Origin of the sequence: Pseudomonas sp. SWRI18 (assembly GCF_014268345.1) — a bacterium.
Classification (GTDB): Bacteria; Pseudomonadota; Gammaproteobacteria; order Pseudomonadales; family Pseudomonadaceae; genus Aquipseudomonas; species Aquipseudomonas cedrina.
In genome coordinates, this window is sequence record NZ_JACCQQ010000021.1 from 56,221 (window position 1) to 81,446 (window position 25,226).

The following is a 25,226-nucleotide window of genomic DNA, read 5'->3' on the forward strand; positions in this document are numbered from 1 at the left end:
TAAAATTAGTATAAATTGCGTGCAGCTTATCCAAGGCACTCAAGGAGGTCACCCGTGGCAACTCTGCAAACGAACACAATCCAGGCACTGCATGAAAATCGTATCGCTCTCCTTGAGGAATGGAATACCAGCCTTGAGGCTTCGGGTGCGACGCGTAACGTCAAAGGCGACGATGTCAAACAGCAGACCCGTGAATTCCTCGGGCTGCTGAGCGCCGCGTTGCAACAAGGCGGTTCGCAAAATACCCACCACGAAAACTGGGCGGAAACCCGAGTATTCCTGGAGAAACTGTCCCACAGCCGTGCCCTCGCCGGACAGGACTCGCAACAGACCGCCAGCTTTATCTTCGCTCTCAAGGGACCACTGTTCGCATTGCTGCAGCGCGAATACGCCGAGCAACCGGCGCAACTGGGCGAACAGCTCTGGGAAATCTCCGAACTGCTCGATGCGCTGGGCATGCACACCATCCGTACCTTTCAGAAATCCCGGGAGTCGGTAATCAAGCGCCAGCAGGAAGAACTGCTGGAACTCTCCACCCCGGTGGTCAAGCTGTGGGATGGCGTACTGGCCCTGCCGATGATCGGCACCCTGGATTCGCAACGCACCCAGGTCGTGATGGAATCGCTGCTGCAACGCATCGTCGACACCGGCGCGGAAATCGCCATCATCGACATCACCGGCGTGCCGACCGTCGATACCCTGGTCGCGCAGCATCTGCTGAAAACCGTCACCGCCATCCGCTTGATGGGCGCTGACTGCATCATCAGCGGCGTGCGTCCGCAGATCGCCCAGACCATCGTGCACCTGGGTCTGGACCTTCAGGGCGTGGTGACCAAGGCCAACCTCGCCGATGCATTGGCCTTGGCGCTCAAACGCCTGGGCGTCAACATTACCAAGGCTGTCTAAGCATGGAACGCATCCCTATTTTGCAGATGGGCGAGTTTTTGCTCGTGACCATCCAGGTGGACATGCACGACCAACTCGCGCTGACCTTGCAGGACGACCTGTCCGAGCGTATCAGCCGTACCTCGGCGCGCGGCGTGCTCATCGATATCTCGGCGCTGGACATGGTCGACTCCTTCATTGGCCGCATGATCGGCACCATCTCCGGGCTGTCCCGGATCATGGATGCACAAACCGTATTGGTGGGCATGCAGCCCGCGGTCGCCATCACCTTGGTGGAGTTGGGCATGACCCTGCCCGGCGTCGCGACCGCACTCAACGTCGAGCGCGGCATGAAGCTGCTGCGTGACCGGGTAGAACACTCATGAGCCAAGCCAGCAGCGGCACACACCCTGTGCTGATAGAACAGGACGTTGTGCTGGCTCGACAATTGGTACGCAAACTGGCCCAGGACTGCGGCATGCGCCTGATCGACCTGACCAAACTGGTCACGGCGGTCAGTGAGTTGGCGCGTAACACCGTGGTCTATGGCGGCGGTGGTTATATGGACTGGGCTGTGATCGAGAAAGACCACCGCCCCGGTGTACGCCTGACGTTTCGCGACGAAGGGCCGGGCATTCCCGACCTCAAGCTGGCGATGACCGACGGCTGGACCTCCGGCAGCGGCCTTGGCCTGGGGCTCACCGGCGCCAAGCGCCTGGTGGATGAGTTTGAACTGGACACCGAGCCTGGCAAGGGTACCCGCGTGACGATCACCCGATGGGCCTGAATATTCCCAGCGCGCTCACGCAAGTACTCCTGATTGAAGATACCAGCCAGATCGGCCACGCCCGGCGCACGGCCCAGCAGTTTTCCCAATCATTGGGCTTCGATGAGACCGATGCGGGGCGAGTGGCGCTGGTCGCCACCGAGCTCGCCAGCAACATCCTCAAACATGCTACCCACGGTGAATTGCACCTGCGCGCCACCGGCAACGGCGGCGTCGAGATGATCGCCATCGACCGTGGGCAAGGCTTTGATATCAACAGCGGGCTGGTCGACGGCTTCTCCACCGGAGGTACCCAAGGTATCGGGCTTGGAGCAATATCACGCCTGGCGCAGGTGTTCGATGCACATGCCGATCAGCGCGGCGCGGCGATACTGGCCAGGCTGACACCGCGCGCCGTGACGACCAGGGATATACGCTATGGCGTCAGCCAGCACTCGCTGCATAACGATCCTCACTGCGGTGATGCCTGGCACCTGGCAATCGAGCCTGGGCGCTTCAGTGTGATGATGGCCGACGGCCTCGGCCATGGCGAATATGCCGAGCAGGCAGCCCGAGCGGGAGAAGCGGTGTTTGCACAGAGCGCCTTCGTGGATTCGACGGCCTTGATGAACGACATGCACGTCGGCATGAACGGTACCCGGGGTGCCGCCATGGCGGTGGCACAGTACGATGCCGTGGCCGACACGCTCCGCTTCACCGGCGTGGGCAATATCGGCGGAAGCCTGATCGGGCCCGACAAGTCGCGCGGCCTGGCGTCCCACCCCGGTATCATCGGCGTGCAGTTTCGCAAGGCTCAACCCTTCGACTATGCTCAGGTGGCCAATCAGTTGCTGATCCTTTACAGCGACGGCCTGCAATCACGCTGGAACCTTTCGGACTACCCAGGGCTCGTCCACCGCCACCCTGCCCTGATCGCTGCCATCCTGCACCGTGACTTCTGCCGCGGCCGGGATGACGTTACCGTCTTCGTGATTGCCCTGGAGGCCATCGATGGCTGAAACCACTGCCTCGCTCGCCGCTGAAATCCAACGCCTACGCCAAGAAGCGGATGCCTTGCGCACGGAATTGGATGAAACCAACCAGGGCGTGCTGGCGCTGTATGCCGAGCTGGACATGCAAGCCGATCAACTGCGCCAGGCGTCAGACCTCAAGAGTCGTTTCCTGTCGTATATGAGCCACGAGTTCCGCACACCCCTGGGCTCGATCCTGAGCATCACCAGCCTGCTTGCCGACGAGCTGGACGGCCCGTTGAGCCCGGAGCAACACACTCAGGTGGGGTTCATCCGCACCTCGGCGCGCGAATTGCGCGAGATGGTCGACGACTTGCTCGACCTGGCCAAGATCGAGGCCGGGCGTATCACTATTTCCCCGGGCTGGTTCGATATGTTCGACCTGTTCTCGGCGTTGCGCGGGATGTTCCGCCCGATTGTCGACGCATCATCGGTCGACCTGATCTTCGAGAAGCCTTCCGGCTTGCCCAAGCTCTACACCGATGACAAGAAACTCGCGCAGATACTGCGCAACTTTATTTCCAATGCGCTTAAATTCACCCTGCAAGGTGAAGTGCGGGTGTCGGCGCGCATGGAGAGCGAACACGAGATCCGTTTTGCGGTGCAGGACACCGGCCTGGGCATACCCGCCGAGTTGCACAACAACCTGTTCGAGGACTTTTCCCAGATTGACTCACCGTTGCAGAAACGCCTGCGCGGCACGGGCCTGGGCTTGTCGTTGTGCAAGCGTTTCGCCGAGTTGCTGGGTGGCCGGGTAGGCGTTGAAAGCACGCCCGGCGTGGGCTCGCTGTTCTTTGTGGTTATTCCTCTGTCCATCTCCAGCGAGAACGTCGATGAAACGTGATATCCAACTGCTGATCGTCGACGACAATGCCGCCACGCGCTACGCCCTGCGCCGGCGCCTCGAACGCCATCACTACCAGGTGCTTGAAGCCGGCACGGGCCAGGACGGGCTGGACCTGATCGCCACTGGAAAAATCGATGCGCTGATCCTCGACGTCAACCTGCCCGACATGAGCGGCTTCGATATCGTGCGCCGTTTGCGCACCGACCCGAACACGGCCTTGCTGCCCGTGGTGCATGTTTCGGCGGCCTCCATCGAGACCGGCGACATCATCACCGGCCTCGACGCCGGGGCTGACGCCTACCTGATCCACCCGATCGACCCCGAGGTCCTGCTTGCGACCCTGCGCACCCTTTTGCGTGTGCGCGACACCGAATACGCGCTGCGGGAAAGCGAGGCACGTTTTCGAGAGATCTTCTTTAACATCAGCGCGCCGATTGCCGTGATCGACGCGCAACTGAAGGTCCACGAATGCAACCATGCGTTCGCCCAGTTGATTCACGACAACCTCAACCCCGATGCGCTGCTTGAATGCTTCGCCGGCGACCAGTATGCGGTCATCCAGGAACTGTGCCTGCGCCTGGCGGCCGGTGAACGCTGGAAAGGCACCTTGCAGATGAAAGTCGACGGTCAATTGCGCGAAACCGAATGGCAGATTTCGCCCTATGACCGTGCCGAGCTGAGCCTGGTATTTGTCGAGGACGTCACTGAACACCGTCATCGCGAGCGCCACCAGCAGGCCGAACTGGCCAACGCGGCGACCCGCCTGGCACGCACTGAAGCGCAACTGCTGCAGGCGCAGAAAATGGATGCCCTGGGCAAACTCACCGGTGGCATCGCCCATGACTTCAACAATTTGCTCACCGGTATCATCACCAGTCTGGAGCTGATCAAGAAGCGCATCGAAAGCCAGCGCACCGACAAGGTCCTGGGCTATGCCGACGCCGCGCTCAGTTCAGCCCTGAGCGCCGCCGGCCTGACCAACCGCCTGCTCGCGTTCGCCCGCCAGCAGCCGCTGGACACGCGGCCGATCGACATCAACGCGCATATCCTCTCCCTGGAAGAATTGCTGGTGCGCACCATCGGCGAACACATAGCCCTGAAACTGGAGCTGACCAACAACTCTGCCGTGGCGATGGTCGACCCGATCCAACTGGAAAGCGCGGTGCTGAACCTGGTGATCAACGCCCGCGATGCATTGCCCAAAGGCGGCAACATCTGGGTGACCACTTACCCGGCCTACTCCAACGGCAACCTCAAGCTGGAAAACGGCCCCTACATCGCGCTGTCGGTACGTGATAACGGCGTGGGCATCGAGCACAGCGTCATCGACAAGGTGTTCGATCCCTTCTTCACCACCAAACCCGTAGGTCAGGGCACCGGCCTGGGCCTGTCGACCATCTACGGTTTCGCACGCCAGTCCGGCGGTGATGCGCAGATCCGCAGCGTCACCCGCCAAGGCACCGAAGTGACAATCATGCTCCCGGCGGCCGAGGGTCCCGCTTCGGTGGCCACCAGGACGCTGGCGAAGCCAGGCAAAAGCAACGGTGAGCACATATTGATCGTCGAAGACATGCCCTCGGTGCGCAGCTTTGTCGCCGAAGTGCTGGCAGACGCCGGTTACCGCTGCAGCCTGGCAGCCGACGGTGACGAAGCGATCGCTAGCTTGAAGACCGACGTGACGATTAACCTGCTGCTCACCGATGTCGGCCTGCCCTACATGACCGGCCGTGAATTGGCCGACTTCGCCCGTGGCCTGCGCAACGATTTGCCGATCCTGTTCATGACCGGCTACGCCGAGAATGCAGCCAATCGACAAAACTTCCTGGGTGAAGGCATGGACCTGATCACCAAGCCGTTTCACATCGATGAGCTGCTTGAGAAGATTCGCCAGGGCCTGGAAGCAAAGTCCTAGCGCCGCTGATTACAGCTGGAACCGCGCCACCGCCTCGTTCAGCGAAGCCGCCAACTGGGCCAGTTCGCGACTCGATCCATTGATCTGCCCGGCGCCGGATGAGGATTGGGCAGACAAGTCGCGAATGTTGACGATGTTGCGGTCGACTTCCTTGGCCACTTGCGCCTGTTCTTCCGCGGCGCTGGCAATCACCAGGTTGCGTTGATGGATCTGGTCGATGGAGTCGGTGATCTGGCTCAACGCGCCACCCGCCCCTTCGGCCAAGGCCAGGGTATCGGTGGCGCGCTGGGTACTCGACTGCATTGAGGTCAGCGCGTGATCCGAGCCTGTGCGCATCGCTGTGACCATCTGGTCGATTTCCAGGGTGGATTGCTGGGTACGATGCGCCAGCGCGCGCACTTCATCGGCAACGACCGCAAAGCCGCGCCCGGACTCACCGGCCCGCGCAGCCTCGATGGCGGCATTGAGGGCCAGCAGGTTGGTCTGTTCGGCAATGGAGCGAATCACGTCGAGCACCTTGCCGATATCACGCGATTGTTCGGCGAGGTTCTGCACCAGCGTCGAAGTCTCACCTATGTTCGTGCTCAGAGCCTGGATGGCGCTGACGGTTTCGCCAACGCGATGCTGGCCTTCGCGCGCCGTTTCATTGGATATACGCGTGGACTCGGAGGTGGACACTGCGTTGCGCGCCACTTCGTCCGCCGCGGACGTCATCTCATTGACGGCGGTAGCGGCCTGCTCGATTTCGGCGGTCTGCTTTTGCAGGTTGCGGCTGCTTTGATCAGTGATGCCATTGAGGTCAGTGGCGGATGAGGCCATCTGCCCCGCTGACTGGCGGATCAGCTGCAAGGTCCCGCGCAGGTTGGCCTGCATGCTCTTGAGTGCAACCAGCAGACGCGTCACTTCGTCATCACCGGTAACGTCCACCGTCTGGGTCAGGTCGCCTTGAGCCACGTTTTCGGCAGCCCGCACCGCATGGCTCAGCGGGCCGACAATGCTGCGCGTCAGCAACCAGGCCAGCGCCACGGTGCTCAACGCGGCCAGGAGTACGAAGCCAAACACCATGGTGCGCGAGCGGCTGTACTGCGACTCGGCCAGTTGGCCCTGCTGGTTGATCTGCGCGTTGTAGTAGTCAGCCAGTGCATTGAGCTGCGCACCGGAGCCATCGATCACGGTTTTCATGTCCACCAGCAGCAACTTGTTCAGCTCGGTAACCTGCTGCTTGTCGGCAAGCACGAAGGATTGAGCCAGCCCCTGTTGGTACTGACGCAGCGAACCCTGGAATTGATCGTAGAGCGCGCGCACTTGCGGGGTATCGATGACCGCATCGAGTTCGCCCAGCCGTTTGGTCAGGTCCTGGCTGCGGGTGTCCATCTGGCTGCGGTATTGCGGGATGCTGGCCGGATTCGGGTCCAGCGCCATGCGCAACGAGATCGTCCGAATGCGCAGCATGATTTCGCGAATGTCCGCCACCAGCCGCATCTTGGGCACCAGCCCGCTTTCAACCTGCACCGCACTGGCGCGAATGCTTGCCATGTTCGACAGCGCAAAAAAACCCAGCAGGGCCACGAGCAAAGCGATCAAGGCAAAACCCAGACCCGCACGGCGAGCGATGGACAGGTTGCGAAGGGACATTTCGGGGAGATCTCGTATTGGGGATATGACGTCGTATGAGAGGGTTTCGGCCTGCGCAGGCGGGACTTTAGAGCGTAGGTGGAAGGGAAATTAATTGTCATGAATATCAGGGAGTTATTTGACCTGTTGACGAGCAAAAAGCTACTTGAGGGCAATACTGGGTTCGGAACGTATTCCTTCACCGTTACAACGGAGATTTCTTATGCGGCAAAACCTTTTCTGACCTAAGGCGGCTACCCGGAAACAACCGTCACCAATAATACGAGCTTGCATAAGTCCCATCGTGGGACTAGGATTTCCTCATGAGAATCATCGCGATCAGCCAACTCAAAACCTTTTGGCGCAAGTACCCGGACGCCGAGCAATCGCTACTGGCCTGGATAGATGAGGCAAAAAATGCCGATTGGTCCACCCCGGCTGACATCAAGGAACAGTTTCGTCATGCAAGCGTCCTCAAGAGCCGCAGAGTCGTCTTCAATATAAAAGACAACGACTATCGGCTCGTGGTCGCAGTGGCCTATCGCTACGGCGCTCTCTACATCAAGTTCGTCGGTACGCATAAGCAGTACGACGCGATTGACGCCGACACCGTTGAAACGGAGTAACCCATGAATATCCGCCCCATCCATACCGAGCAAGACTATAAAGACGCACTGAAGTCAGTCTCGCCGCTGTTCGATGACGAACCGGAACCCGGTACGCCAGAAGGTGATTACTTCGACGTGATGATCACCCTGATTGAAGCCTATGAGGCCAAGCACTTCCCGATTGACCTGCCCACCCCCGTCGACGCCATTCGTTTCAGAATGGAACAGTCTGGTCTTTCGCCAGCAGATCTGGTGCCCGCCATTGGCCGTCAAAACCGGGTCTATGAAGTGCTTAATGGAAAACGCGCACTTACTTTGCCAATGATTTGGAAACTGCATGAAATGTTTGGAATTCCGGCCGGGAGCCTGATTCGGCCGGTAAAAAATGCGTGAAATCGAAGGTACGAAAAAGCCCGTAGAGCGAAGCGCTTTGTCTGTTCAAGCAGCGCGACACTCAAGGGCACGTTTGTAGCCTGCGTAACGACTGAATCCAGACGCATCGATTGCACTGATGATTACTATCGAACCGAGCGCCTGCTCAATTACCACAACAGGTTTCTATAATCGGCTCCAAATTCCCTCCCCTTCGCCTGGCTTCAGGCGACGTTCACCCCGGAACCTGACTCCATGCCAAGCGCCACCCAGGCCCCTCGCGGCCTTCCCGAACATAACCAACAGAGTGTCAAACAGCAGTGGCTGGCAATTCTCTCGGTCGCCGTGGGCGCCTTTGCTCTGGTGACCAGCGAGTTTCTGCCGGTGGGCGTGCTCAACGACGTTGCCAGCGACCTCGGCATCAGCGCCGGCCACGCGGGCCTGATGGTGACCCTGCCGGGCATCATGGCCGCCCTCGCCGCGCCGCTGCTGTCTGTGGTCATCGGCAAGATGGATCGCCGCTATCTGCTGATCGGCCTGACGCTGGTGATGATCATCGCCAACCTGGTCGTGGCCTTCGCCAGTGACTTCAGCCTGCTGCTGTTCGGCCGCGTGTTGCTGGGCATCAGCATTGGCGGTTTCTGGGCGACGGCCATCGCCCTCAGCGGCCGCCTGGCCCCCAGGGGCGTGGACGTCGCCAAAGCCACCTCGATCATCATGATGGGCGTGACCCTCGCCACCGTACTGGGCGTACCCGTCGGCACCTGGCTGAGTGGCTTGATGGGCTGGCGCATGACCTTCCTGGTCACGGCGGTGCTGGGCATACCGGTCCTGCTGGCGCAGGTCTTCCTGTTGCCCCGACTCTACCCGGAGAAGGCCATTCTGGTCAGTGACCTGCCGGCGCTGTTTATCAACCCACGTGCCAGGGTCGGACTGATCGCCGTATTGCTGATCGGCCTTGCGCACTTTGCCGCGTACACCTATGTCGCGCCGTTCTTCAAGAACAGCGCCGGCTTCGACGGGCCGACGATCGGTTCGCTGTTGCTGATGTTTGGCGTGGCCGGGGTCGCGGGTAACATCTTTGCCGGTTTCGCCGCCAACCGCAGCGTACGTCACACCTTGCTGCTGGTCGCGCTGATGATCGGCACCAGCACCGCCCTGTTCCCCTACTTCGCCACCGGCATGATCGGCGCCACGATGCTGATCGCGTTGTGGGGCTTCGCCTTCGGCGCCTTCCCGGCGTGCGCCAGTATCTGGATGTTCGTGGTCGCGCCCAAGGATGTGGAACGTGGCATGCCGTTGTTCGTTGCGTTGTTCCAAGTGATCATTGCGCTGGGCTCGTTCTTTGGTGGACAGATCGTCGACCACCTTGGCACCTCGGTGTTATTGAGCCTGGCTACGGCGCTGGTGGGCGTGGGTTTCGTCACGGTGTTGGTGCTGGGGCGTAACATTAGCAATCGCATGGTGGCGCAGCCGGTCTGACAGGTGTCCACTGGCATAGGCATCCACACAATTTTCAGAGCCTGAAAACGCTCATTACAAAGCCTGCTGAACGTTGAGTTCAGCAGGCTTTTTTTGTTCCGGGTCAGTAATTATTTCGGAAAAACCCGGTAACGAGAATTGCCACCGTGAAGCTTGTGTGCGTAAGCCTCTGAGCTAGCCTCAAAAGGGTCGCCGACGTGGCGACTATTGCCAGGGAGCTTATATGCCAACGAGATATCGAGATGCGGTCACAGGGGAATACGTGACAGAGGGTGAGGCAAAGAAAAGGCCAAGAGAGACGGTTAAGGAAACGGATAAAAAGCCGTCAGCAAAACCGAAGGATAAAAAGTAGGGTCAACGAATGAAAGCGATTGCCGTATGTCCAGACAGACTTGCCAAAGGAACGCACCTGATCCAATGTAATGACCAACGTCATTACACGAGGACCTTTCCCATGGCATCTATCAACGTTCGTATTGATGACGACCTGAAAGCTCGCGCCTACCTCGAATTGGAGAAGCTCGGCGTCACGCCCTCCGAGCTGATGCGTCAGGCGCTGCAGTACGTAGCCGAGCGTGGTCAGCTGCCATTCAAGCCCGTGCTGATGACGGAGGAAGATGAAGCCTTGATGGCCACTGTACGGGAACGCTTGGCATCGCCCCAGCGAGTGAAGATTTCTTTAGATGACCTATAGCCTTGATTTTGATGCGCGCGCATTGAAGGAATGGCAAAAACTAGGCGACACCCTCCGTCAGCAGTTCAAGAAGAAGCTGGCGGAGATTCTGAACAATCCCCGCAATGAAGCCAATCGCCTGCATGGTCTGCCTGACTGCTACAAGATCAAATTACGCAGTAGCGGTTACAGGCTGGTATATCAAGTGGTCGATCAGGAAATTACCGTCGTCGTGGTGGCCGTAAATAAGCGGGAGCATGATCAGGCGTATCGGAAGGCGACTGAGCGCTTGAGCTAACCGTAGGTTGATAGTCCTTTACAAAGACGCCCAAACGAAAAAGCCCCGGAGCTTATTCAGCTACGGGGCTTTTTTATGTATGGCGGAGAGATAGGGATTCGAACCCTAGGTACCGGTGAAGGTACAACGGATTTCGAATCCGTCCCATTCGGCCACTCTGGCATCTCTCCAACGGCGCGCATCATAACAGCATGATTCGAGGATGCAAAGCGCCGAGGCGATTTTTTTCCGTGCTATCAGATGCTTGCGTCGATTAAAGCGGTACGCCGAGGCGCTTGGCGACTTCTTCGTAGGCTTCGATCACGTCACCCAGGCCTTGGCGGAAGCGGTCTTTGTCCATCTTTTTCTTGGTGTCCTTGTCCCATAGGCGGCAACCGTCCGGGCTGAATTCGTCGCCCAGGACGATGGAGCCGTCGTGGAACACGCCGAATTCGAGCTTGAAGTCCACCAGCAAGAGGCCTGCGTCGTCGAACAGCTTGCTCAGCACGTCATTGACCTTGAGGGACAACTCCTTCATGCGAGCCAGTTGCTCAGCGGTGCCCCAGCCGAACGCCACGACGTGGGATTCATTGATGAACGGGTCACCCTTGGCGTCGTCCTTCAGGAACAGTTCGAAGGTGTAGGGGTTGAGCTTGAGGCCCTCCTCCACGCCCAGGCGCTTGACCAGGCTGCCGGCGGCGTAGTTACGCACGACGCATTCCACCGGGATCATGTCGAGCTTTTTGACCAGGCACTCGTTGTCGCCCAGCAGTTTGTCGAATTGAGTCGGGATACCGGCCGCTTCGAGCTTCTGCATGATGAAGGCGTTGAACTTGTTGTTCACCATGCCCTTGCGATCAAGCTGTTCGATGCGCTTGCCGTCGAACGCCGAGGTGTCGTTGCGAAACAGCAGGATCAGGCGGTTGGCGTCGTCGGTCTTGTACACCGACTTGGCTTTGCCGCGGTAGAGTTCTTCACGTTTTTCCATGATGGGCTCCGCTTGCTAAATGGTGGGCTAGGCGATGTGTCGCCAGTCGAGCCCTGAATCTTGATCGGCCAGTTGCAGCCAGTCCGGGTCGCACCCGAGGGTGTCGACAAAACATTGCCGGGCAAGCGTCGGCAGGTTGTTCTTGCTGCTCAGGTGGGCCAGGACCAGGTGTTGCAAGTCTTGCCAGCCCAACTCATACACCAGGTACGCCGCCTGATGGTTGTTCAAATGCCCCAGTTCGCCGCCCACCCGCTGCTTGAGAAAGTACGGGTAATGACCGCGGGCCAGCAGGTCACGGCAGTGGTTGGACTCGATCATCAACGCATCGAGGTTCCGGTAACCGTCCAGCACCTTGGCGCAGTAGGAGCCCAGGTCGGTGAGTACGCCGAAGCGCCGCTCACCGTCACTGAACACATACTGCGTCGGCTCCTGGGCGTCGTGCGCCACGGCGATGACATCGATGCTCAGGGCACCGACCTGCAGTTGCTCGCCACCGGCCAGGAAACCCGCAGGTTCAATGGGTTTGCGCATCCCGCGCAAGGTGCCGCGACTGAGGTAGACCGGAAGATTGTAGCGCCGAGACAGCAAACCCACGCCATGCACGTGGTCGGCATGTTCGTGGGTCACCAGAATCGCGCTCAGCTGTGCGGGGTGAACCCCCAGCCGCAGCAGGCGCCGCTCGGTTTCCCGTAACGAGAAACCACAATCCACCAGCACATACGTGTCGTCATGTGCGACCAGCGTGCCGTTCCCTTGGCTACCGCTGCCGAGAACGGCAAAACGCATCGGATCAGCCCAGGTTGTCCTGAATCACGCCCAATACTTTGCGCGCTGTTTCAGCGGGCGCAACGGTATTGATGTTTTTCTCGACGGTGACTTGCACGGCGTCGCCTACCTTGCTCAAACGAACCTGGTAACGCTCGGCGCGGGTCTCGATCTCTTCCTTGGTCGGCTGGCTGCCGAACAGCTTGCCGAAGAAACCGGGCTCTTCATCTTTACGCTCGGCCTTCTCAGCCACGTTGATGTAGTACAGGCCCAGGCTGCGGTTGATGTCTTCAACACGCCATGGGCCCTGCTCCAGCGCGCGACCCACACTGGCCCAGGCACGGTCGAGGTCTTCACCCAGGTTGAGCACCACGTTACCGCTGCCGTCTTCGGTGAGGCTGACACGGCTCGGGGTGTCGTAATCGCGTGCCGCGAGCAGGGATACCGAACCACCCTTCTCAGAGATACGGCTCATGCTGGCCAGCATTTCGTCGACCAGTGCCGAGTCGACGCCGGTATTGACCGAGCGGTTGGTGAATTCAACGTTGGCCGTGCTGCCGGCGGGACGCTCGGCGCTGACCACGTAGACTTCACTGGTATTGCGCTGTACGCCTGGCTCGATGCGCACACGCACGCGGGCTTCGCTGTCGGCGGCTACACCGCCGGCCTGCAAACGCTTGGCCATGGTGGCCGACAGTTCGCTGCCCTGCTGCCATGCGGTGGTGAACTCACCGGTCTGCGGGCGCTGTTCGTCGATGCGAAAACCATTGTCCTGAAAGAACTGCACGGCCACCGGCCAGACTTCGGCAGGTGGGCGCTGGGCCACGATCCAGCGGGAGTCACCGCTCTTCTGCAGGCTGTAGTCGCTGGCATCCGCCACGGACGCGATCGGCTGCGGACGCGGTACCACGTACTCACCCTTGGTGGTGTCGTCGGCGACGTTGCGCGGGATCGGCAGCAACGGGTCAAGGCGCTTGGCGACATTGACGCCCGGCGGCAATTCCATGGGTTTGGTGGGTTGGGCTTCCAGGTAATCGCTACCGCGGTCACGGAAGTAGCCTTCCGGGCCCCAGATCCAACCGCAGCCACTGGTGCTGGAGATAATCAAGGCAAGTGCGGAAAGTCCGGCCAATCGCTTCATGCGTAGTGCTTCCTCAATTAAACCAGGACGCCGGACTGGCGCAGGGCCTGTCGCAGCGGTTCGTGACAGGCTTCACTGAGACGGGTGAGCGGCAGACGGATACCGTCCGGCATCATGCCCATTTCAGTCAGCGCCCATTTCACGGGAATAGGGTTGGATTCGATAAACAGTGTCTTGTTGAGCGGCATCAGCTTTTCGTGGATGGCACGGGCGGTCACGGCGTCGCCGGCGATGGCGGCGGCGCACATGTCGCTCATGGCGCGCGGGGCCACGTTGGCAGTCACGGAGATGTTGCCTTTGCCACCCAGCAGGATCAGTTCCACGGCGGTGGCGTCGTCACCGGAATACAACAGGAAGTCGCTGCTCACGCCGGCCAGGATGTCCTTGGCGCGCTGCAGGTCGCCCGTAGCTTCCTTGATGCCGATGATGTTCGGCACGGTGGACAGGCGGATCACGGTCTCGGCCTTCATATCGCACGCGGTACGACCCGGTACGTTATAGAGGATCTGCGGGATATTGACGGCTTCGGCAATGGCGCAAAAGTGCTGGTACAGGCCTTCCTGGGTCGGCTTGTTGTAATACGGGGTCACCAGCAGGCAGGCATCGGCGCCGGCCTTTTTGGCGTTTTTGGTCAGCTCGATGGCTTCACGCGTCGAGTTGGCGCCCGTACCGGCGATCACGGCAATACGGCCCGCGACGCGCTTGACCACGAACTCGATCACCTGGATGTGCTCTTCCACATCGAGGGTGGCCGATTCACCGGTGGTGCCGACCGCCACGATGGCGTTGGTGCCTTCTTGCAGGTGGAAGTCCACCAGTTTGCCCAGGCTGTCCCAGTCAAGACGACCTTGTGCATCCATGGGTGTGACCAGTGCCACCATACTGCCCGCAATCATGCAACCGCTCCTGCCGGAAAAAGAGAGCGGTAATGGTACTGGCGCCAAGATGCTTGCACAAGCGAAGTACCGCCTGAGGATGCGTTCTGGCGCAACTAAACGCTGGACAAGGCCATCATCGGACCAAACCAGGCCATGAAGCACGATGAAATAGGACCGATCACGCAATGAAACCGCCACCTCCTATCCCTTGGCGGCGCTTTTCGCTACCCTTGATCCTTTGATCGATACGGCCCCCACGGTATCGACCGCTCATCGTTTTAGGAAGGCTGCATGTCCACCCCCACAGTTCGCGAACAATTCCTTGTTATCAGTGCCCTCGGCGCCAACCCCATGGAGCTGACCAACGTCCTGTGCCGCGCCAGCCATGAAAACCGCTGCGCCGTCGTAACGTCGCGCCTGACCCGCCATGGCGAGTGCAGTGCGCTGGTCTTGCAGATCTCCGGCACCTGGGATGCCCTGGCGCGCCTGGAGACCGGCCTGCCGGGCCTGGCCAAGAAGCATGACTTCACGGTCAACGTGGTGCGCAGCGCCGCCCTCGAGAACCGGCCACAGGCCCTGCCCTACGTGGCGTATGTCAGCTCGGCCTATCGTTCGGACATCGTCAACGAGCTGTGCCAGTTCTTTATCGACCACAACGTCGAACTGGAGAACCTGACCTGCGACACCTACCTGGCTCCGCAGACCGGCGGCACCATGCTGAACGCCACGTTCACCGTCACTTTGCCGGCCGGCGTGCAGATCAGCTGGTTGCGCGACCAGTTCCTGGATTTCGCCGATGCGTTGAACCTCGACGCACTGATCGAACCATGGCGCCCACAGAACCCAATGTAAGGAAGTTTTCATGGCGGTAGTCATCGATACACCGGTCGCCGATTTCGAAGCCCAGGCCACCAGCGGCCAGACCTTCAGCCTGGCCGCACTCAAGGGCAAGCAGGTGGTGATCTACTTCTACCCAAAGGACAGCACGCCGGGCTGCACCACTCAGGGCCAGGGTTTTCGGGATCAACATGAAGCGTTCAAGGCCGCCAACACCGAGGTGTTCGGCGTGTCGCGCGACAGCTTGAAGTCTCATGAGAATTTCAAGGGCAAGCAGGCATTCCCCTTCGAGCTGATCAGCGACAAGGATGAAGCGGTTTGCCAGTTGTTTGATGTGATCAAGCTGAAGAAGCTGTACGGCAAGGAATACCTGGGCGTGGATCGCAGCACTTTCCTGATCGACAAGGAGGGCGTGTTGCGCCAGGAATGGCGCGGTGTGAAAGTGCCGGGGCATGTGGATGCTGTTCTGGCAGCGGCCCAGGCGCTGGACAAGGGTTGATGTAGTGAGCGGGCTTGCCCCGCGCTGGGTTGCGAAGCGATCCGATACGGCTGCCGCATTCTTCCAGATAAAACGCGGTCGCAGGTTTTAGGGCTGCTTCGCAACCCAGCGCGGGGCAAGCCCGCTCACTACAAATGACGGGATGTCGTTACAGCAGCGGTGCTACAACCGGCTCCTTGCGCGGCCAAGCATCCAGCACTGCCTTGAACAGCGTCGCAAGGGGTATCGCAAAAAACACGCCCCAGAATCCCCATAGCCCACCAAACAACAGCACCGCGCAGATGATCGCCACCGGGTGCAAGTTGACGGCCTCCGAGAACAGCAGCGGCACCAGCACGTTGCCGTCCAGGGTCTGGATGATCCCGTATACCGCCATCAAGTAGATGAACTGGTCGCTCCAGCCCCACTGAAACAATGCGATCAAGGTCACGGGTACTGTCACCACCACGGCGCCGACGTACGGCACCACTACCGATATTCCCACCAGCAACGCCAGTAGGGCCGCGTAGTTCAGGTCCAGGGCGATAAAAGCGATGTAGGTCACGCCTCCACAGATGATGATTTCGATCACCTTGCCACGAATGTAGTTGGCGATCTGCCGGTTCATTTCCTCGGCAACGCGAGTGATCAGTGCACGTTCGCGCGGCAGGTAGCCCCGCACCCAGCTGCCGATCATCACGCGGTCCTTGAGGAAGAAGAACACCAGGATCGGTACCAGCACCAGATAGATCATGATATTGACCAGCAGCGGCAGGCTGGACAGGGAAAAGGTCAACGCCCATTGCCCGAACTTTCCGATCTCGCCGCGCGCCACTTCGATGGCTTGCAGCACCTGCTCATCCGAGACCAGGTGCGGGTAGCGCTCCGGCAACAGCAGCAACAGCGACTGCCATTTGGCGAGCATGCCCGGCAATTCATTGAACAGGGTAATCAACTGGTGCCATAGCAACGGCAACACCACCACGATAAACAGCACCAGCAGCCCCATGAACAAAGCGAACACCAGCCCCACGGCCGCCCCGCCCGGCAAGCGCAAGCGTTCCAGGGTAGTGACCAGGCCCTGCATCAGGTACGCCAGCACCATCCCCGCCAGCACCGGCGCCAGCATGCCACCCAAGGTGAGCACGGCCGTAAAGGCGAGAAACAGCAGGACCGCCAGCACCACCGCTTCTTCATCGGAGAAGTAGCGCTGGATCCAGTCTCGTAACACTTTGAACATCAATCAACCTCGGAGGATGGGCAAACGGTTCAGGCCTTGCGCAACCAGTAACGGTACACACCGGCGGCGTCTTCTTCATGCAACAGGGTGTGGCCGGCCAGTTTGGCAAACGTGCGAAAGTCCCGCTGGGAGCCCGCATCCGTAGCGATCACCTTGAGCACCGCGCCACTGGCCAAGCGATTGAGCTCCAGCTTGGCCTTGAGCAAGGGTAATGGGCAATTGAGACCGCTGGCGTCAAGTTCGGCATCAAAGGCTACAGCGTCGGTCATGGTTTTACTCCGGGCACGCATTCGGGCGCTTAGAATATCTGGTCCGAAGCTCAGTGTCCGGCTACAGTAAGCTCTTTGTCGAAAGGCTCTGTGCATGACTTTTTTGCGCCCCACCCTGCTGACGCTGGCTTGCCTGCTGGCCTCCCCAGGCTTCGCCGACGACCTGCCGTCACTTGGCGACGCCAGTTCTGCCATTGTCTCGCCACAACAGGAATACCAGTTGGGTCGCGCATGGCTGGCCTACCTGCGCGGGCAGGTCTCGCAACTCAACGACCCGCAGCTCAAGGATTACGTCGAAACCAGCGTGTACAAACTGGTGGAAACCAGCCAGGTCAATGACCGGCGCCTGGAGTTCATCCTGATCAACAGCCCGCAACTCAACGCCTTTGCAGCGCCAGGCGGCATTGTAGGGGTGAACGGCGGGCTGTTCCTCAATGCCCAGACCGAAGGGGAATACGCCTCGGTACTGGCCCATGAACTGGCGCACTTGTCCCAGCGTCACTTCGCCCGTGGCGTGGAAGCGCAGCAGCGCATGCAGATCCCAATGATGGCAGCGCTGCTTGGCGGCATCATTGCGGCGGCGGCCGGTGCTGGCGATGCGGGCATCGCGGCGATTGCCGGCACCCAGGCCGCCGCGATCCAGGAACAGCGCAGGTTCTCTCGGCAAAATGAACAAGAGGCCGACCGCATCGGTATCGTCAACCTGGAAAAGGCCGGCTACGACCCACGCTCGATGCCGACCATGTTCGAGCGCCTGGGCCGCCAATACCGCTTCGACGCCAAGCCACCGGAGTTCCTGCTGACGCACCCGGTCACCGAATCACGGATAGCCGACACCCGTAACCGCGCCGAACAAGCCAAACCCGGCGGCAAGGAAGACAGCCTGCGCTATCAGTTGATTCGCGCACGGGTGCAGTTGCAGTACGAAGACACGTCAGGCCTGGCCGCCAAGCGTTTCCAGGCGCAGCTGGACGAGAACCCGAAGAACGATGTAGCGCGTTACGGCCTGGCCATCGCCCAGATCAAAGCCTCTCAGTTCAAGCAGGCGCGGGACAACCTGGCACCGCTGCTCGCTAAGGCACCAAACGACATCACCTACAACCTGGCGCAGATCCAGCTGGATATCGACAACAATCGCCTGCCTGATGCCCAGCAACGCACGGATCGGCTGCTCACCCAGTATCCCGGCAACTATCCACTGAACCAGATTCGGGTCGACCTGTTGCTCAAGCAGAACCGTACGGCCGATGCCGAGAAAGCCCTGGATGCACTGCTCAAATCCCGTCCCGACGACCCCGACGTCTGGTACCAGGTCGCCGAGACACGCGGTTTGTCCGGCAACATCATTGGCCTGCATCAAGCGCGTGCCGAGTATTTCGCGCTGGTGGGCGATTTTCAGCAAGCGATCCAGCAGTTGGATTTTGCCAAGCGCAGGGCCGGCAGCAATTTCCCCCTGTCTTCTCGTATCGACGCACGCCAGCGTGAGCTGATCGAGCAGGAACGCCTGGTCAAAGGCATGATGAGCTAAACCCATCGCGCACAAAAAAGCCCCGCTTTCGTTAAACGAAGGCGGGGCTTTTTTTACCGAGTTACTCGGCCAGCTTGAACGTAATGAAGCTTGCACGTCCCTGACGCAATACGCGCATCGACACCGAACGATTCTTCGGCAACGCCTTGGCGATGTCGGTGAACTGCTTGGTGCTGTCGATCGCCTGATTGTTCAGGTGAGTGATCACGTCACCGGGCTGCAGGCCGATCAGCGAAGCAGGACCGTCCTGCACTTCCTTGATCACGACGCCGCTCTTGAGGTCGAAGGTCTTCTTCTGCTCAGGGGTCAGCTCGGCCACGGCAATGCCCAGGCGATTGCTGCTGCGCTCGGCACCCGGCTTGGCGTTGCCCAGGGCATCCAGGGTTGCGCCCTCTTCAGGGATGGCGCCAACGGTCAGTTCAACGTTCTGGCGCTTGCCATCGCGGATCACTTCCAGCTTGGCCTTGCTGCCAGCCTTGAGCGCGCCCACCAGATGCGGCAGGTCGGCCGACATGACGATCGGCTGGCCGTTCATGCTCAGGATCACGTCGCCGACCTGCAGGCCACCTTTGGCTGCCGGGCCGTCGTCCTGAATCTGCGCGACCAGGGCACCGGCCGGCTTATCGAGGCCGAAGGATTCAGCCAGATCCTTGTTCACTTCCTGGATCACCACGCCCAACCAGCCGCGACTGACCTTGCCACCGCTTTTGAGCTGGTTGGAAACGTCCATGGCGACGTCAATCGGGATGGCGAAAGACACCCCCATGAAACCACCGGAACGGGTGTAGATCTGCGAGTTGATCCCAACCACTTCGCCCGCCAGGTTAAACAGTGGGCCACCGGAGTTACCCGGGTTGATCGGCACATCGGTCTGGATGAACGGCACATAGTTTTCGTTCGGCAGGCTGCGGCCGATGGCGCTGACGATACCCTGGGTCACGGTATGGTCGAAGCCAAACGGCGAACCGATGGCGACGACCCATTGCCCGGCTTTCAGGTCCTGGGATTTACCCAGTTTCAGCACCGGCAGGTCCTTGCCTTCAATTTTCAGCAAGGCCACATCGGAACGTGGATCGGTGCCGACCAGCTTGGCTTTGAGCTCACTGCGATCAGCCAGGCGCACCAGGATCTCGTCGGCGTCGGCAATCACGTGGTTGTTGGTGAGGATGTAGCCGTCCGGCGAAATGATGAAGCCGGAACCCAGGGACTGCGCTTCACGCTGGCCACCACCGCCACGGGGCGTGCGCGGTTGGGGCATGCCGCGCTCGAAGAACTCGCGCAGCATTGGCGGCAGGCCTTCAAGGTCAGGCATTGGCTGGTTGGAGACTTTGCGATCCGGCAGTTTTTGCGTGGTGCTGATATTCACCACAGCTGGCGAGGCCTGCTCGACCAATTGGGTGAAGTCAGGCAACTCGACTGCTTGCGCAGGCAAGGCCTGGCCCAGCACCAATACCGTGGCGATTATGGATAGATAGGACTTCAAGCGTGGTATCGACATACAGCTCCCGTTACGACGAGCAGGGTTGAGCGACAGGGTTCAAGAAACGCCGCAATACGACCGGCATCTTTGTTCCGCGAACAAAACAAGGCCAGCGCCGACAAGCCCTGACCTATAAAAAACGTGAGTGATTTTTGCAAGTGAAAATACTGATCCAGACATTTCATGCTCTCGGCACCCCACCTGCCATGCGCCTACAGTGAAACGTCAGGATGAACATAAGATTAACGATTCACGGCTGGCTTTTTTTCACCGCGCACCGACAACGCGATACGTTCAGCGGTGCCGACAGGGATCTCGCCCACCACCGTGACCATCATTTCGCCATCTACGGTGTTCAGGCGGCGGGAAACGGCCACCGTCGGGCCCAGTTGCGTGCGAGCCTCCGTGACGCCCCCATCGCTGACCGGCTCAAGGAACACAGAGAAACGCGCCAGCCCGTCGCTATACATCAGGCTGTCTACCGTCGTTTTGGTCTGGGCGTCCTTACGGGCGCTGCTGGTGGTCAGTTGAAAACCTGGCGGCAACCATTCCATATGCCACGTCTCGGTGGACTGTACCTTGGGTGCCTTGCTACTCGCCACGGTAATCGGTGCACATTCGGCACTGGGCAGCAGATCGCGGTCGTCAGGCACGACGGACGTATTCAATCGCGTGAACTGGAAGCGCTCAAGCAACTGGTCTTTATCATTCAAGAGCAAGGATTTGAGCGGCAGCGCGGTTTCACGGTCCAGGTGCAGTTCAAAACCGTAGCGGTATTGATCACGCGGCGTGATCGAAACGATCACCGCATTTCGACCGGCCACACGGGATTTGCCAATGACGGCCAGTTCGTAGAATTGATTAAGTTTTTGCGGATCCAGCGCACGCGAGGGTGCGTCACGGGAATTGCCAAGGCCTGCGACAAGGGTGCCGCTGACGCATTGCGTGCGGCCATCCACGCGCACGACTTCCTGGGCAGAACCATCGAGCTGCAATAGCCGCTCACGGACCTGGCCATTCTGGACTCTGTGCCAGATGTCATGGGTGGAGAAACTGCCGTTACGTTCGTAGACGAACGTACCTTGAAAGCTTTGCTGCTGCTCTGCACGCCCAAGTCGAGTCAGCCAGTCTTGGGCTTCATCGGCATGGGCGGGGAGTGCTAAGCAACCACTGAGCAAAAGCGTAAGGAGCGGTATGGCTCGCATAGAGCTCCTTACGGATTAGCGGTTTTCCAGACTTGCTGCGCGAGCATAGGGCAGAGCGGTTTCAGTGCCTTTCAGGGCCGATTCCTGTGCGTGTTGGCGCAGGTAGCCTGGAAGACGCTGGTCTTGCCAGCCGGATTGCCCTTGCAAGACGCCATTGGCCATAGGCCCGGTGGTGTCGGAGCTTTCCTTGTAGCCGGCCAGTACCGCCGGGCCTTTGACTTGCGGACCGGCCATGACCGGCTGCTGAGTCTGCTGGGCCAGTTCGGCACCGGCGATTTCGTCCTGGTTGTACAGGCGAACACCCGCCAGCACGGCAACAGTTACCGAGGCAGCGACTGCCAGGCGACCCAGGCTACGCCAAGGACCACGAGCAGCTTTTGCCGGAACGGCTTCATCAGCCAGCGCGGCAGAAACGGCCGCAGCAATATCCAGACGAGGGATTAGAAGATCCTTGTGCATCACCGCCCGAGCGACTTGGTAACGAGACCAGGTATCACGGGTTTCGGCATCATCAAATGCGTTGAGCACTCGACGAAGTTCCAGTTCATCCGCTTCGTTATCCATCACTGCGGACAGCGATTCCTGCAGGGCATCACGACTCATGGCGGTTCCTCTCTTGGCTGTCGCCGCTGTCTTTAGTTCTCTTGCAACAACGGTTGCAAGGCTTTATCGATGGCTTCCCGGGCCCGGAAAATCCGTGACCTTACAGTCCCCACCGGACACTGCATGACGCTCGCAATGTCTTCGTAACTCAGACCATCGAATTCACGTAAAGTTAACGCCGTACGCAAATCTTCTGGCAGTTGCTGAATTGTGCGATGAACGGTGCCTTCGATCTCGTCGCGCAGCAATGCACGCTCCGGGGACTCGAGATCCTTGAGCCCGTGATCACCATCGTAAAATTCCGCATCTTCTGAACTTACATCGCTATCCGGTGGGCGGCGTCCGCGAGACACCAGATAGTTCTTCGCCGTGTTGATGGCGATTCGGTATAGCCACGTGTAAAACGCACTATCACCGCGAAAGTTACCAAGTGCACGGTAAGCCTTGATAAAGGCTTCCTGTGCAACGTCCTGCGCTTCATGGGTGTCGTGCACAAACCGCACGATCAACCCGAGAATTTTGTGCTGGTATTTCAGCACTAGCAGATCAAAAGCTCGCTTGTCGCCACGTTGTACGCGCTCGACCAGCTGCTGATCCTCTTCCTGGGTTAGCATGAACACTCCTCGTTGTGCTCGTAGGAGGCTTGCATAACTAAACGATCAGGCTTGCAAACATAGACTCGGTCTTTTCGCAAAAGTTCTCCCCCTTCAAGCAAGTTTCCGGCACGCACTGATTTGGCACACACGAAAAACGCAGCGCGGGCAACGCCGGCTGCGCGAATAATCTTGTCGCCGGTTTTTCTGACGCGTCCAATGCTCCCGACGGGCCAATAAACTCAACGTTTTCCCAGCTTTCGGGCAACCTGCTATTGAGTCAGGGCTCATGCAAAAAGTTCCCGTCCCAAAACCGGCCAATTTCACCCGAGCTGTGCACCGTAATCTCAGATTGCCACGAATGCCCGGCTATTGTGCCGCTCCACCCCTCTATATACTAGTGGCCCGTGTGACCCTTTGATTCGCCGATCCAGGCGCCCTGTTTGCGCCAACCCTTCGGATCGCTTTTTGCGGAATCCCTCAAATGAGCCAACAGTTACAACACGATGTCCTGGTGATCGGCAGCGGCGCGGCCGGCTTGAGCCTTGCGCTGACCCTTCCCAGCCACCTGCGCATTGCAGTGCTGAGCAAAGGCGACCTGGCCAACGGCTCGACGTTCTGGGCCCAAGGCGGTGTTGCCGCCGTGCTGGACGACACCGATACGGTGCAGTCCCATGTCGAAGACACCCTTAACGCCGGCGGCGGCCTGTGTGATGAAGAAGCGGTACGCTTCACCGTGGAGCACAGCCGCGAAGCCATCCAATGGCTGATCGACCAGGGCGTGCCGTTCACGCGTGACGAACACGCGGGCAGCGACGACGGCGGTTTCGAATTCCACCTGACCCGCGAAGGCGGCCACAGCCATCGCCGAATCATCCACGCCGCCGACGCCACCGGCGCTGCGATTTTCACGACGCTGCTCGAACAAGCCCGGCAACGCCCCAACATCGAGTTGCTGGAACAGCGTGTCGCCGTTGACCTGATCACCGAAAAACGTCTGGGCCTGGACGGAGAACGCTGCCTCGGCGCCTACGTGCTCAACCGTGGCAGCGGAGAAGTCGACACCTACGGCGCGCGCTTCACTGTGCTGGCTTCAGGTGGCGCGGCCAAGGTCTACCTCTACACCAGTAACCCGGACGGCGCCTGTGGCGACGGCATCGCCATGGCCTGGCGCTCCGGCTGCCGCGTGGCCAACCTGGAATTCAACCAGTTCCATCCCACTTGCCTGTATCACCCGCAGGCCAAGAGCTTCCTGATCACCGAAGCCCTGCGCGGCGAAGGCGCGCACCTGAAGCTACCCAACGGCGAACGCTTCATGCAGCGCTTCGACCCGCGCGCCGAGCTCGCGCCCCGCGATATCGTCGCCCGCGCCATCGACCACGAAATGAAGCGCCTGGGCGTCGACTGTGTCTACCTGGACATCAGCCACAAGCCCGAGGCTTTCATCAAGACCCACTTCCCCACGGTGTACGAGCGCTGCCTGGCCTTCAACATCGACATCACCAAAGGCCCGATCCCCGTAGTGCCGGCCGCGCACTACACCTGCGGCGGCGTGATGGTCGACAGACACGGCCGCACCGACGTACCCGGCCTCTACGCGATCGGCGAAACCAGCTTCACCGGCCTGCACGGCGCCAACCGCATGGCCAGCAACTCGTTGCTTGAATGTTTCGTCTATGCGCGATCCGCGGCGGCGGACATTCTCGAACAGCTGCCACGCATTCCGGTGCCGGCCGCCCTGCCCCGCTGGGACGCCAGCCAGGTGACCGATTCGGACGAGGATGTAATCATCGCGCACAACTGGGACGAGCTGCGCCGCTTCATGTGGGACTACGTGGGAATCGTGCGCACCAACAAACGCCTGCAACGGGCGCAGCACCGCGTGCGCTTGCTGCTGGATGAGATCGACGAGTTCTACAGCAACTACAAGGTCAGCCGCGACCTGATCGAGCTGCGTAACCTGGCCCAGGTCGCCGAACTGATGATCCGCTCGGCCATGGAGCGCAAGGAAAGCCGGGGTCTGCATTACACCCTTGACTATCCGCAGATGCTGCCCGAGGCCCGCGACACTATCCTGGTGCCAGCCACCTACGGCGGCTGAACTTCAGGCGTACCCGCAGGCGCCGGTGCACATCGGCGCTTTGCGCGTCCCTGGGTACGCAGATCGTGCGCACCCGCCACTCCCCCGGCACGCGATAACGCAGCACCACGATCAAAGGCAAGGCCAGGCTGTCGGGACGCAACTGCACGCCGTGCCAACCGCGCTCAGCGCTGAATAGCTGCCAGCCATCCGCATCACGGCGCAGGCCACGGACGGACGAACGGTGAGTCAACAGGATAAAACGCGGCAAGACCCAGGTGGCGTGCGCTATACACAACAGCATGCCCAGGCTCGAATAAGGCAACTCAATCGCCGACAGCGCACCCAACGCGAACAGCTGGGCGAGGAGATACGCCGCCAGCAACAGCCGTGAGGCCTGCCAGCGGCATTCGAAAACACTACTTGGGCTGGACACGATCCAGAATCATCCGGACCATGCGCTGCAGCTCCGGGTCTTCGGACTCGGCACGCTCCATGAACCAGCCGAACATGTCCTGGTCTTCGCATTCCAGCAGCCGTACATACAGGTCGCGATCTACCTGATCGAGCGTCGCGTAGACCTCTTTGGTAAAAGGCACCAGCAACACGTCCAACTCCAGCATGCCGCGACGGCTGTGCCAGTAGAGACGATTGATTTCGACTTCTTCGACCAT

At 59.9% G+C, this 25,226-nt stretch carries 28 protein-coding genes and 1 tRNA gene; 15 read left to right on the forward strand and 14 right to left on the reverse strand.

Annotated elements, in window-relative coordinates; all coding sequences use genetic code 11:
* The first annotated feature begins 54 nt into the window (after positions 1 to 54).
* Genes H0Z09_RS21070 through H0Z09_RS21095 form a run of 6 tightly spaced genes read left to right on the forward strand, consistent with a single transcriptional unit; the run spans position 55 to position 5,441 of the window.
* Entirely contained in the window at positions 55 to 906 is an 852-nt protein-coding gene (locus H0Z09_RS21070; protein ID WP_186693170.1) for an RsbRD N-terminal domain-containing protein, read from the forward strand.
* Between the two features lie 2 nt (positions 907 to 908).
* Entirely contained in the window at positions 909 to 1,271 is a 363-nt protein-coding gene (locus H0Z09_RS21075; protein WP_017254285.1) for an STAS domain-containing protein, read from the forward strand.
* Positions 1,268 to 1,672: an ATP-binding protein gene (locus H0Z09_RS21080; RefSeq protein ID WP_076950232.1), complete on the forward strand. Its 405-nt coding sequence runs from the start codon at positions 1,268 to 1,270 to the stop codon at positions 1,670 to 1,672. Before H0Z09_RS21075 ends, H0Z09_RS21080 begins: the two co-directional genes overlap by 4 nt.
* Positions 1,663 to 2,670, forward strand: coding sequence for an ATP-binding protein (locus H0Z09_RS21085; protein ID WP_186693172.1), 1,008 nt, complete (start codon positions 1,663 to 1,665; stop codon positions 2,668 to 2,670). The genes H0Z09_RS21080 and H0Z09_RS21085 overlap by 10 nt, the downstream gene beginning before the upstream one ends.
* A complete protein-coding gene (locus H0Z09_RS21090) occupies positions 2,663 to 3,526 on the forward strand; it encodes an ATP-binding protein (protein WP_186693175.1) in 864 nt (287 codons plus the stop codon). Before H0Z09_RS21085 ends, H0Z09_RS21090 begins: the two co-directional genes overlap by 8 nt.
* The gene (locus H0Z09_RS21095) at positions 3,516 to 5,441 is read left to right on the forward strand and encodes a response regulator (protein ID WP_186693177.1); all 1,926 of its coding nucleotides are present in this window, start codon (positions 3,516 to 3,518) and stop codon (positions 5,439 to 5,441) included. Before H0Z09_RS21090 ends, H0Z09_RS21095 begins: the two co-directional genes overlap by 11 nt.
* A gap of 9 nt (positions 5,442 to 5,450) precedes the next feature.
* On the opposite strand, the gene H0Z09_RS21100 is transcribed toward H0Z09_RS21095, so the two are convergent.
* Entirely contained in the window at positions 5,451 to 7,076 is a 1,626-nt protein-coding gene (locus H0Z09_RS21100) for a methyl-accepting chemotaxis protein (RefSeq protein ID WP_186693179.1), read from the reverse strand.
* Positions 7,077 to 7,378: 302 nt separating this feature from the next.
* On the opposite strand from H0Z09_RS21100, the gene H0Z09_RS21105 reads away from it, so the two are divergent.
* The 5 genes from H0Z09_RS21105 to H0Z09_RS21125 all read left to right on the forward strand — a co-directional run bounded on the left by H0Z09_RS21105 (position 7,379) and on the right by H0Z09_RS21125 (position 10,488).
* Positions 7,379 to 7,681, forward strand: coding sequence for a type II toxin-antitoxin system HigB family toxin (locus H0Z09_RS21105; protein WP_124357462.1), 303 nt, complete (start codon positions 7,379 to 7,381; stop codon positions 7,679 to 7,681).
* Positions 7,682 to 7,684: 3 nt separating this feature from the next.
* Positions 7,685 to 8,056 (forward strand): transcriptional regulator, encoded by a 372-nt coding sequence (locus H0Z09_RS21110; RefSeq protein WP_186693181.1) that lies wholly within the window; start codon positions 7,685 to 7,687, stop codon positions 8,054 to 8,056.
* A gap of 234 nt (positions 8,057 to 8,290) precedes the next feature.
* The gene (locus H0Z09_RS21115) at positions 8,291 to 9,517 is read left to right on the forward strand and encodes an MFS transporter (protein ID WP_186693183.1); all 1,227 of its coding nucleotides are present in this window, start codon (positions 8,291 to 8,293) and stop codon (positions 9,515 to 9,517) included.
* A 454-nt stretch (positions 9,518 to 9,971) separates the two neighbouring features.
* Positions 9,972 to 10,211 carry a type II toxin-antitoxin system RelB/DinJ family antitoxin gene (locus H0Z09_RS21120; protein WP_186693185.1) on the forward strand — a complete coding sequence of 80 codons (240 nt, stop codon included), beginning with the start codon at positions 9,972 to 9,974 and terminating at the stop codon, positions 10,209 to 10,211.
* A complete protein-coding gene (locus H0Z09_RS21125) occupies positions 10,201 to 10,488 on the forward strand; it encodes a type II toxin-antitoxin system RelE/ParE family toxin (protein WP_186693187.1) in 288 nt (95 codons plus the stop codon). Before H0Z09_RS21120 ends, H0Z09_RS21125 begins: the two co-directional genes overlap by 11 nt.
* A gap of 80 nt (positions 10,489 to 10,568) precedes the next feature.
* Here the strand turns inward: H0Z09_RS21125 and H0Z09_RS21130 are convergent.
* The 5 genes from H0Z09_RS21130 to dapA all read right to left on the reverse strand — a co-directional run bounded on the left by H0Z09_RS21130 (position 10,569) and on the right by dapA (position 14,257).
* Positions 10,569 to 10,658, reverse strand: a tRNA-Ser gene (locus tag H0Z09_RS21130).
* An 83-nt stretch (positions 10,659 to 10,741) separates the two neighbouring features.
* Positions 10,742 to 11,455 carry a phosphoribosylaminoimidazolesuccinocarboxamide synthase gene (gene purC / locus H0Z09_RS21135; protein ID WP_027604309.1) on the reverse strand — a complete coding sequence of 238 codons (714 nt, stop codon included), beginning with the start codon at positions 11,453 to 11,455 and terminating at the stop codon, positions 10,742 to 10,744.
* Positions 11,456 to 11,482: 27 nt separating this feature from the next.
* Positions 11,483 to 12,241 (reverse strand): MBL fold metallo-hydrolase, encoded by a 759-nt coding sequence (locus tag H0Z09_RS21140; RefSeq protein WP_186693189.1) that lies wholly within the window; start codon positions 12,239 to 12,241, stop codon positions 11,483 to 11,485.
* Between the two features lie 4 nt (positions 12,242 to 12,245).
* A complete protein-coding gene (gene bamC, locus H0Z09_RS21145) occupies positions 12,246 to 13,361 on the reverse strand; it encodes an outer membrane protein assembly factor BamC (RefSeq protein ID WP_076950221.1) in 1,116 nt (371 codons plus the stop codon).
* 17 nt (positions 13,362 to 13,378) lie between these two features.
* Complete coding sequence (dapA, locus tag H0Z09_RS21150) at positions 13,379 to 14,257, reverse strand: 4-hydroxy-tetrahydrodipicolinate synthase (RefSeq protein WP_186693192.1); 879 nt, start codon at positions 14,255 to 14,257, stop codon at positions 13,379 to 13,381.
* Positions 14,258 to 14,530: 273 nt separating this feature from the next.
* Between dapA and H0Z09_RS21155 the strand changes: the two genes are divergently transcribed.
* The gene (locus H0Z09_RS21155) at positions 14,531 to 15,091 is read left to right on the forward strand and encodes a glycine cleavage system protein R (protein ID WP_012722773.1); all 561 of its coding nucleotides are present in this window, start codon (positions 14,531 to 14,533) and stop codon (positions 15,089 to 15,091) included.
* A 10-nt stretch (positions 15,092 to 15,101) separates the two neighbouring features.
* On the forward strand, positions 15,102 to 15,575 hold the full coding sequence (locus tag H0Z09_RS21160) for a peroxiredoxin (protein ID WP_076950219.1): 474 nt from the start codon (positions 15,102 to 15,104) through the stop codon (positions 15,573 to 15,575).
* 148 nt (positions 15,576 to 15,723) lie between these two features.
* On the opposite strand, the gene H0Z09_RS21165 is transcribed toward H0Z09_RS21160, so the two are convergent.
* Together H0Z09_RS21165 and H0Z09_RS21170 are read right to left on the reverse strand one after the other, a co-directional pair.
* A complete protein-coding gene (locus H0Z09_RS21165; RefSeq protein WP_186693194.1) occupies positions 15,724 to 16,794 on the reverse strand; it encodes an AI-2E family transporter in 1,071 nt (356 codons plus the stop codon).
* A 29-nt stretch (positions 16,795 to 16,823) separates the two neighbouring features.
* Positions 16,824 to 17,063 (reverse strand): sulfurtransferase TusA family protein, encoded by a 240-nt coding sequence (locus H0Z09_RS21170; protein ID WP_010212198.1) that lies wholly within the window; start codon positions 17,061 to 17,063, stop codon positions 16,824 to 16,826.
* A 94-nt stretch (positions 17,064 to 17,157) separates the two neighbouring features.
* Here H0Z09_RS21170 and H0Z09_RS21175 point away from each other — a divergent pair, with 94 nt between their 5' ends.
* Entirely contained in the window at positions 17,158 to 18,591 is a 1,434-nt protein-coding gene (locus H0Z09_RS21175; RefSeq protein ID WP_076950216.1) for a M48 family metalloprotease, read from the forward strand.
* Positions 18,592 to 18,652: 61 nt separating this feature from the next.
* Here the strand turns inward: H0Z09_RS21175 and H0Z09_RS21180 are convergent, their stop codons facing one another.
* The 4 genes from H0Z09_RS21180 to rpoE all read right to left on the reverse strand — a co-directional run bounded on the left by H0Z09_RS21180 (position 18,653) and on the right by rpoE (position 22,493).
* A complete protein-coding gene (locus H0Z09_RS21180) occupies positions 18,653 to 20,089 on the reverse strand; it encodes a DegQ family serine endoprotease (protein ID WP_186693196.1) in 1,437 nt (478 codons plus the stop codon).
* Between the two features lie 224 nt (positions 20,090 to 20,313).
* Complete coding sequence (locus tag H0Z09_RS21185; RefSeq protein ID WP_186693198.1) at positions 20,314 to 21,276, reverse strand: MucB/RseB C-terminal domain-containing protein; 963 nt, start codon at positions 21,274 to 21,276, stop codon at positions 20,314 to 20,316.
* 15 nt (positions 21,277 to 21,291) lie between these two features.
* Positions 21,292 to 21,879 (reverse strand): RseA family anti-sigma factor, encoded by a 588-nt coding sequence (locus H0Z09_RS21190; protein WP_016975168.1) that lies wholly within the window; start codon positions 21,877 to 21,879, stop codon positions 21,292 to 21,294.
* Between the two features lie 32 nt (positions 21,880 to 21,911).
* Positions 21,912 to 22,493 (reverse strand): RNA polymerase sigma factor RpoE, encoded by a 582-nt coding sequence (rpoE, locus tag H0Z09_RS21195; RefSeq protein WP_003172477.1) that lies wholly within the window; start codon positions 22,491 to 22,493, stop codon positions 21,912 to 21,914.
* Between the two features lie 463 nt (positions 22,494 to 22,956).
* Between rpoE and nadB the strand changes: the two genes are divergently transcribed.
* On the forward strand, positions 22,957 to 24,573 hold the full coding sequence (nadB, locus tag H0Z09_RS21200; RefSeq protein ID WP_186693200.1) for an L-aspartate oxidase: 1,617 nt from the start codon (positions 22,957 to 22,959) through the stop codon (positions 24,571 to 24,573).
* Here the strand turns inward: nadB and H0Z09_RS21205 are convergent.
* Both H0Z09_RS21205 and H0Z09_RS21210 read right to left on the reverse strand, forming a co-directional pair.
* Positions 24,542 to 24,988 (reverse strand): protein YgfX, encoded by a 447-nt coding sequence (locus tag H0Z09_RS21205; RefSeq protein WP_186693202.1) that lies wholly within the window; start codon positions 24,986 to 24,988, stop codon positions 24,542 to 24,544. The genes nadB and H0Z09_RS21205 overlap by 32 nt on opposite strands.
* Positions 24,972 to 25,226 (reverse strand): succinate dehydrogenase assembly factor 2, encoded by a 255-nt coding sequence (locus H0Z09_RS21210; protein ID WP_076950210.1) that lies wholly within the window; start codon positions 25,224 to 25,226, stop codon positions 24,972 to 24,974. The genes H0Z09_RS21205 and H0Z09_RS21210 overlap by 17 nt, the downstream gene beginning before the upstream one ends.

What these genes read in the sequence shown, in the direction of transcription:
- H0Z09_RS21075 (WP_017254285.1), top strand. Translation starts at nt 909, where the DNA reads ATGGAACGCATCCCTATTTTGCAGATGGGCGAGTTTTTGCTCGTGACC.
- H0Z09_RS21080 (WP_076950232.1), top strand. Translation starts at nt 1,268, where the DNA reads ATGAGCCAAGCCAGCAGCGGCACACACCCTGTGCTGATAGAACAGGAC.
- H0Z09_RS21085 (WP_186693172.1), top strand. Translation starts at nt 1,663, where the DNA reads ATGGGCCTGAATATTCCCAGCGCGCTCACGCAAGTACTCCTGATTGAA.
- H0Z09_RS21090 (WP_186693175.1), top strand. Translation starts at nt 2,663, where the DNA reads ATGGCTGAAACCACTGCCTCGCTCGCCGCTGAAATCCAACGCCTACGC.
- H0Z09_RS21095 (WP_186693177.1), top strand. Translation starts at nt 3,516, where the DNA reads ATGAAACGTGATATCCAACTGCTGATCGTCGACGACAATGCCGCCACG.
- H0Z09_RS21100 (WP_186693179.1), bottom strand. Translation starts at nt 7,076, where the DNA reads ATGTCCCTTCGCAACCTGTCCATCGCTCGCCGTGCGGGTCTGGGTTTT.
- H0Z09_RS21105 (WP_124357462.1), top strand. Translation starts at nt 7,379, where the DNA reads ATGAGAATCATCGCGATCAGCCAACTCAAAACCTTTTGGCGCAAGTAC.
- H0Z09_RS21110 (WP_186693181.1), top strand. Translation starts at nt 7,685, where the DNA reads ATGAATATCCGCCCCATCCATACCGAGCAAGACTATAAAGACGCACTG.
- H0Z09_RS21115 (WP_186693183.1), top strand. Translation starts at nt 8,291, where the DNA reads ATGCCAAGCGCCACCCAGGCCCCTCGCGGCCTTCCCGAACATAACCAA.
- H0Z09_RS21120 (WP_186693185.1), top strand. Translation starts at nt 9,972, where the DNA reads ATGGCATCTATCAACGTTCGTATTGATGACGACCTGAAAGCTCGCGCC.
- H0Z09_RS21125 (WP_186693187.1), top strand. Translation starts at nt 10,201, where the DNA reads ATGACCTATAGCCTTGATTTTGATGCGCGCGCATTGAAGGAATGGCAA.
- purC (WP_027604309.1), bottom strand. Translation starts at nt 11,455, where the DNA reads ATGGAAAAACGTGAAGAACTCTACCGCGGCAAAGCCAAGTCGGTGTAC.
- H0Z09_RS21140 (WP_186693189.1), bottom strand. Translation starts at nt 12,241, where the DNA reads ATGCGTTTTGCCGTTCTCGGCAGCGGTAGCCAAGGGAACGGCACGCTG.
- bamC (WP_076950221.1), bottom strand. Translation starts at nt 13,361, where the DNA reads ATGAAGCGATTGGCCGGACTTTCCGCACTTGCCTTGATTATCTCCAGC.
- dapA (WP_186693192.1), bottom strand. Translation starts at nt 14,257, where the DNA reads ATGATTGCGGGCAGTATGGTGGCACTGGTCACACCCATGGATGCACAA.
- H0Z09_RS21155 (WP_012722773.1), top strand. Translation starts at nt 14,531, where the DNA reads ATGTCCACCCCCACAGTTCGCGAACAATTCCTTGTTATCAGTGCCCTC.
- H0Z09_RS21160 (WP_076950219.1), top strand. Translation starts at nt 15,102, where the DNA reads ATGGCGGTAGTCATCGATACACCGGTCGCCGATTTCGAAGCCCAGGCC.
- H0Z09_RS21165 (WP_186693194.1), bottom strand. Translation starts at nt 16,794, where the DNA reads ATGTTCAAAGTGTTACGAGACTGGATCCAGCGCTACTTCTCCGATGAA.
- H0Z09_RS21170 (WP_010212198.1), bottom strand. Translation starts at nt 17,063, where the DNA reads ATGACCGACGCTGTAGCCTTTGATGCCGAACTTGACGCCAGCGGTCTC.
- H0Z09_RS21175 (WP_076950216.1), top strand. Translation starts at nt 17,158, where the DNA reads ATGACTTTTTTGCGCCCCACCCTGCTGACGCTGGCTTGCCTGCTGGCC.
- H0Z09_RS21180 (WP_186693196.1), bottom strand. Translation starts at nt 20,089, where the DNA reads ATGTCGATACCACGCTTGAAGTCCTATCTATCCATAATCGCCACGGTA.
- H0Z09_RS21185 (WP_186693198.1), bottom strand. Translation starts at nt 21,276, where the DNA reads ATGCGAGCCATACCGCTCCTTACGCTTTTGCTCAGTGGTTGCTTAGCA.
- H0Z09_RS21190 (WP_016975168.1), bottom strand. Translation starts at nt 21,879, where the DNA reads ATGAGTCGTGATGCCCTGCAGGAATCGCTGTCCGCAGTGATGGATAAC.
- rpoE (WP_003172477.1), bottom strand. Translation starts at nt 22,493, where the DNA reads ATGCTAACCCAGGAAGAGGATCAGCAGCTGGTCGAGCGCGTACAACGT.
- nadB (WP_186693200.1), top strand. Translation starts at nt 22,957, where the DNA reads ATGAGCCAACAGTTACAACACGATGTCCTGGTGATCGGCAGCGGCGCG.
- H0Z09_RS21210 (WP_076950210.1), bottom strand. Translation starts at nt 25,226, where the DNA reads ATGGTCGAAGAAGTCGAAATCAATCGTCTCTACTGGCACAGCCGTCGC.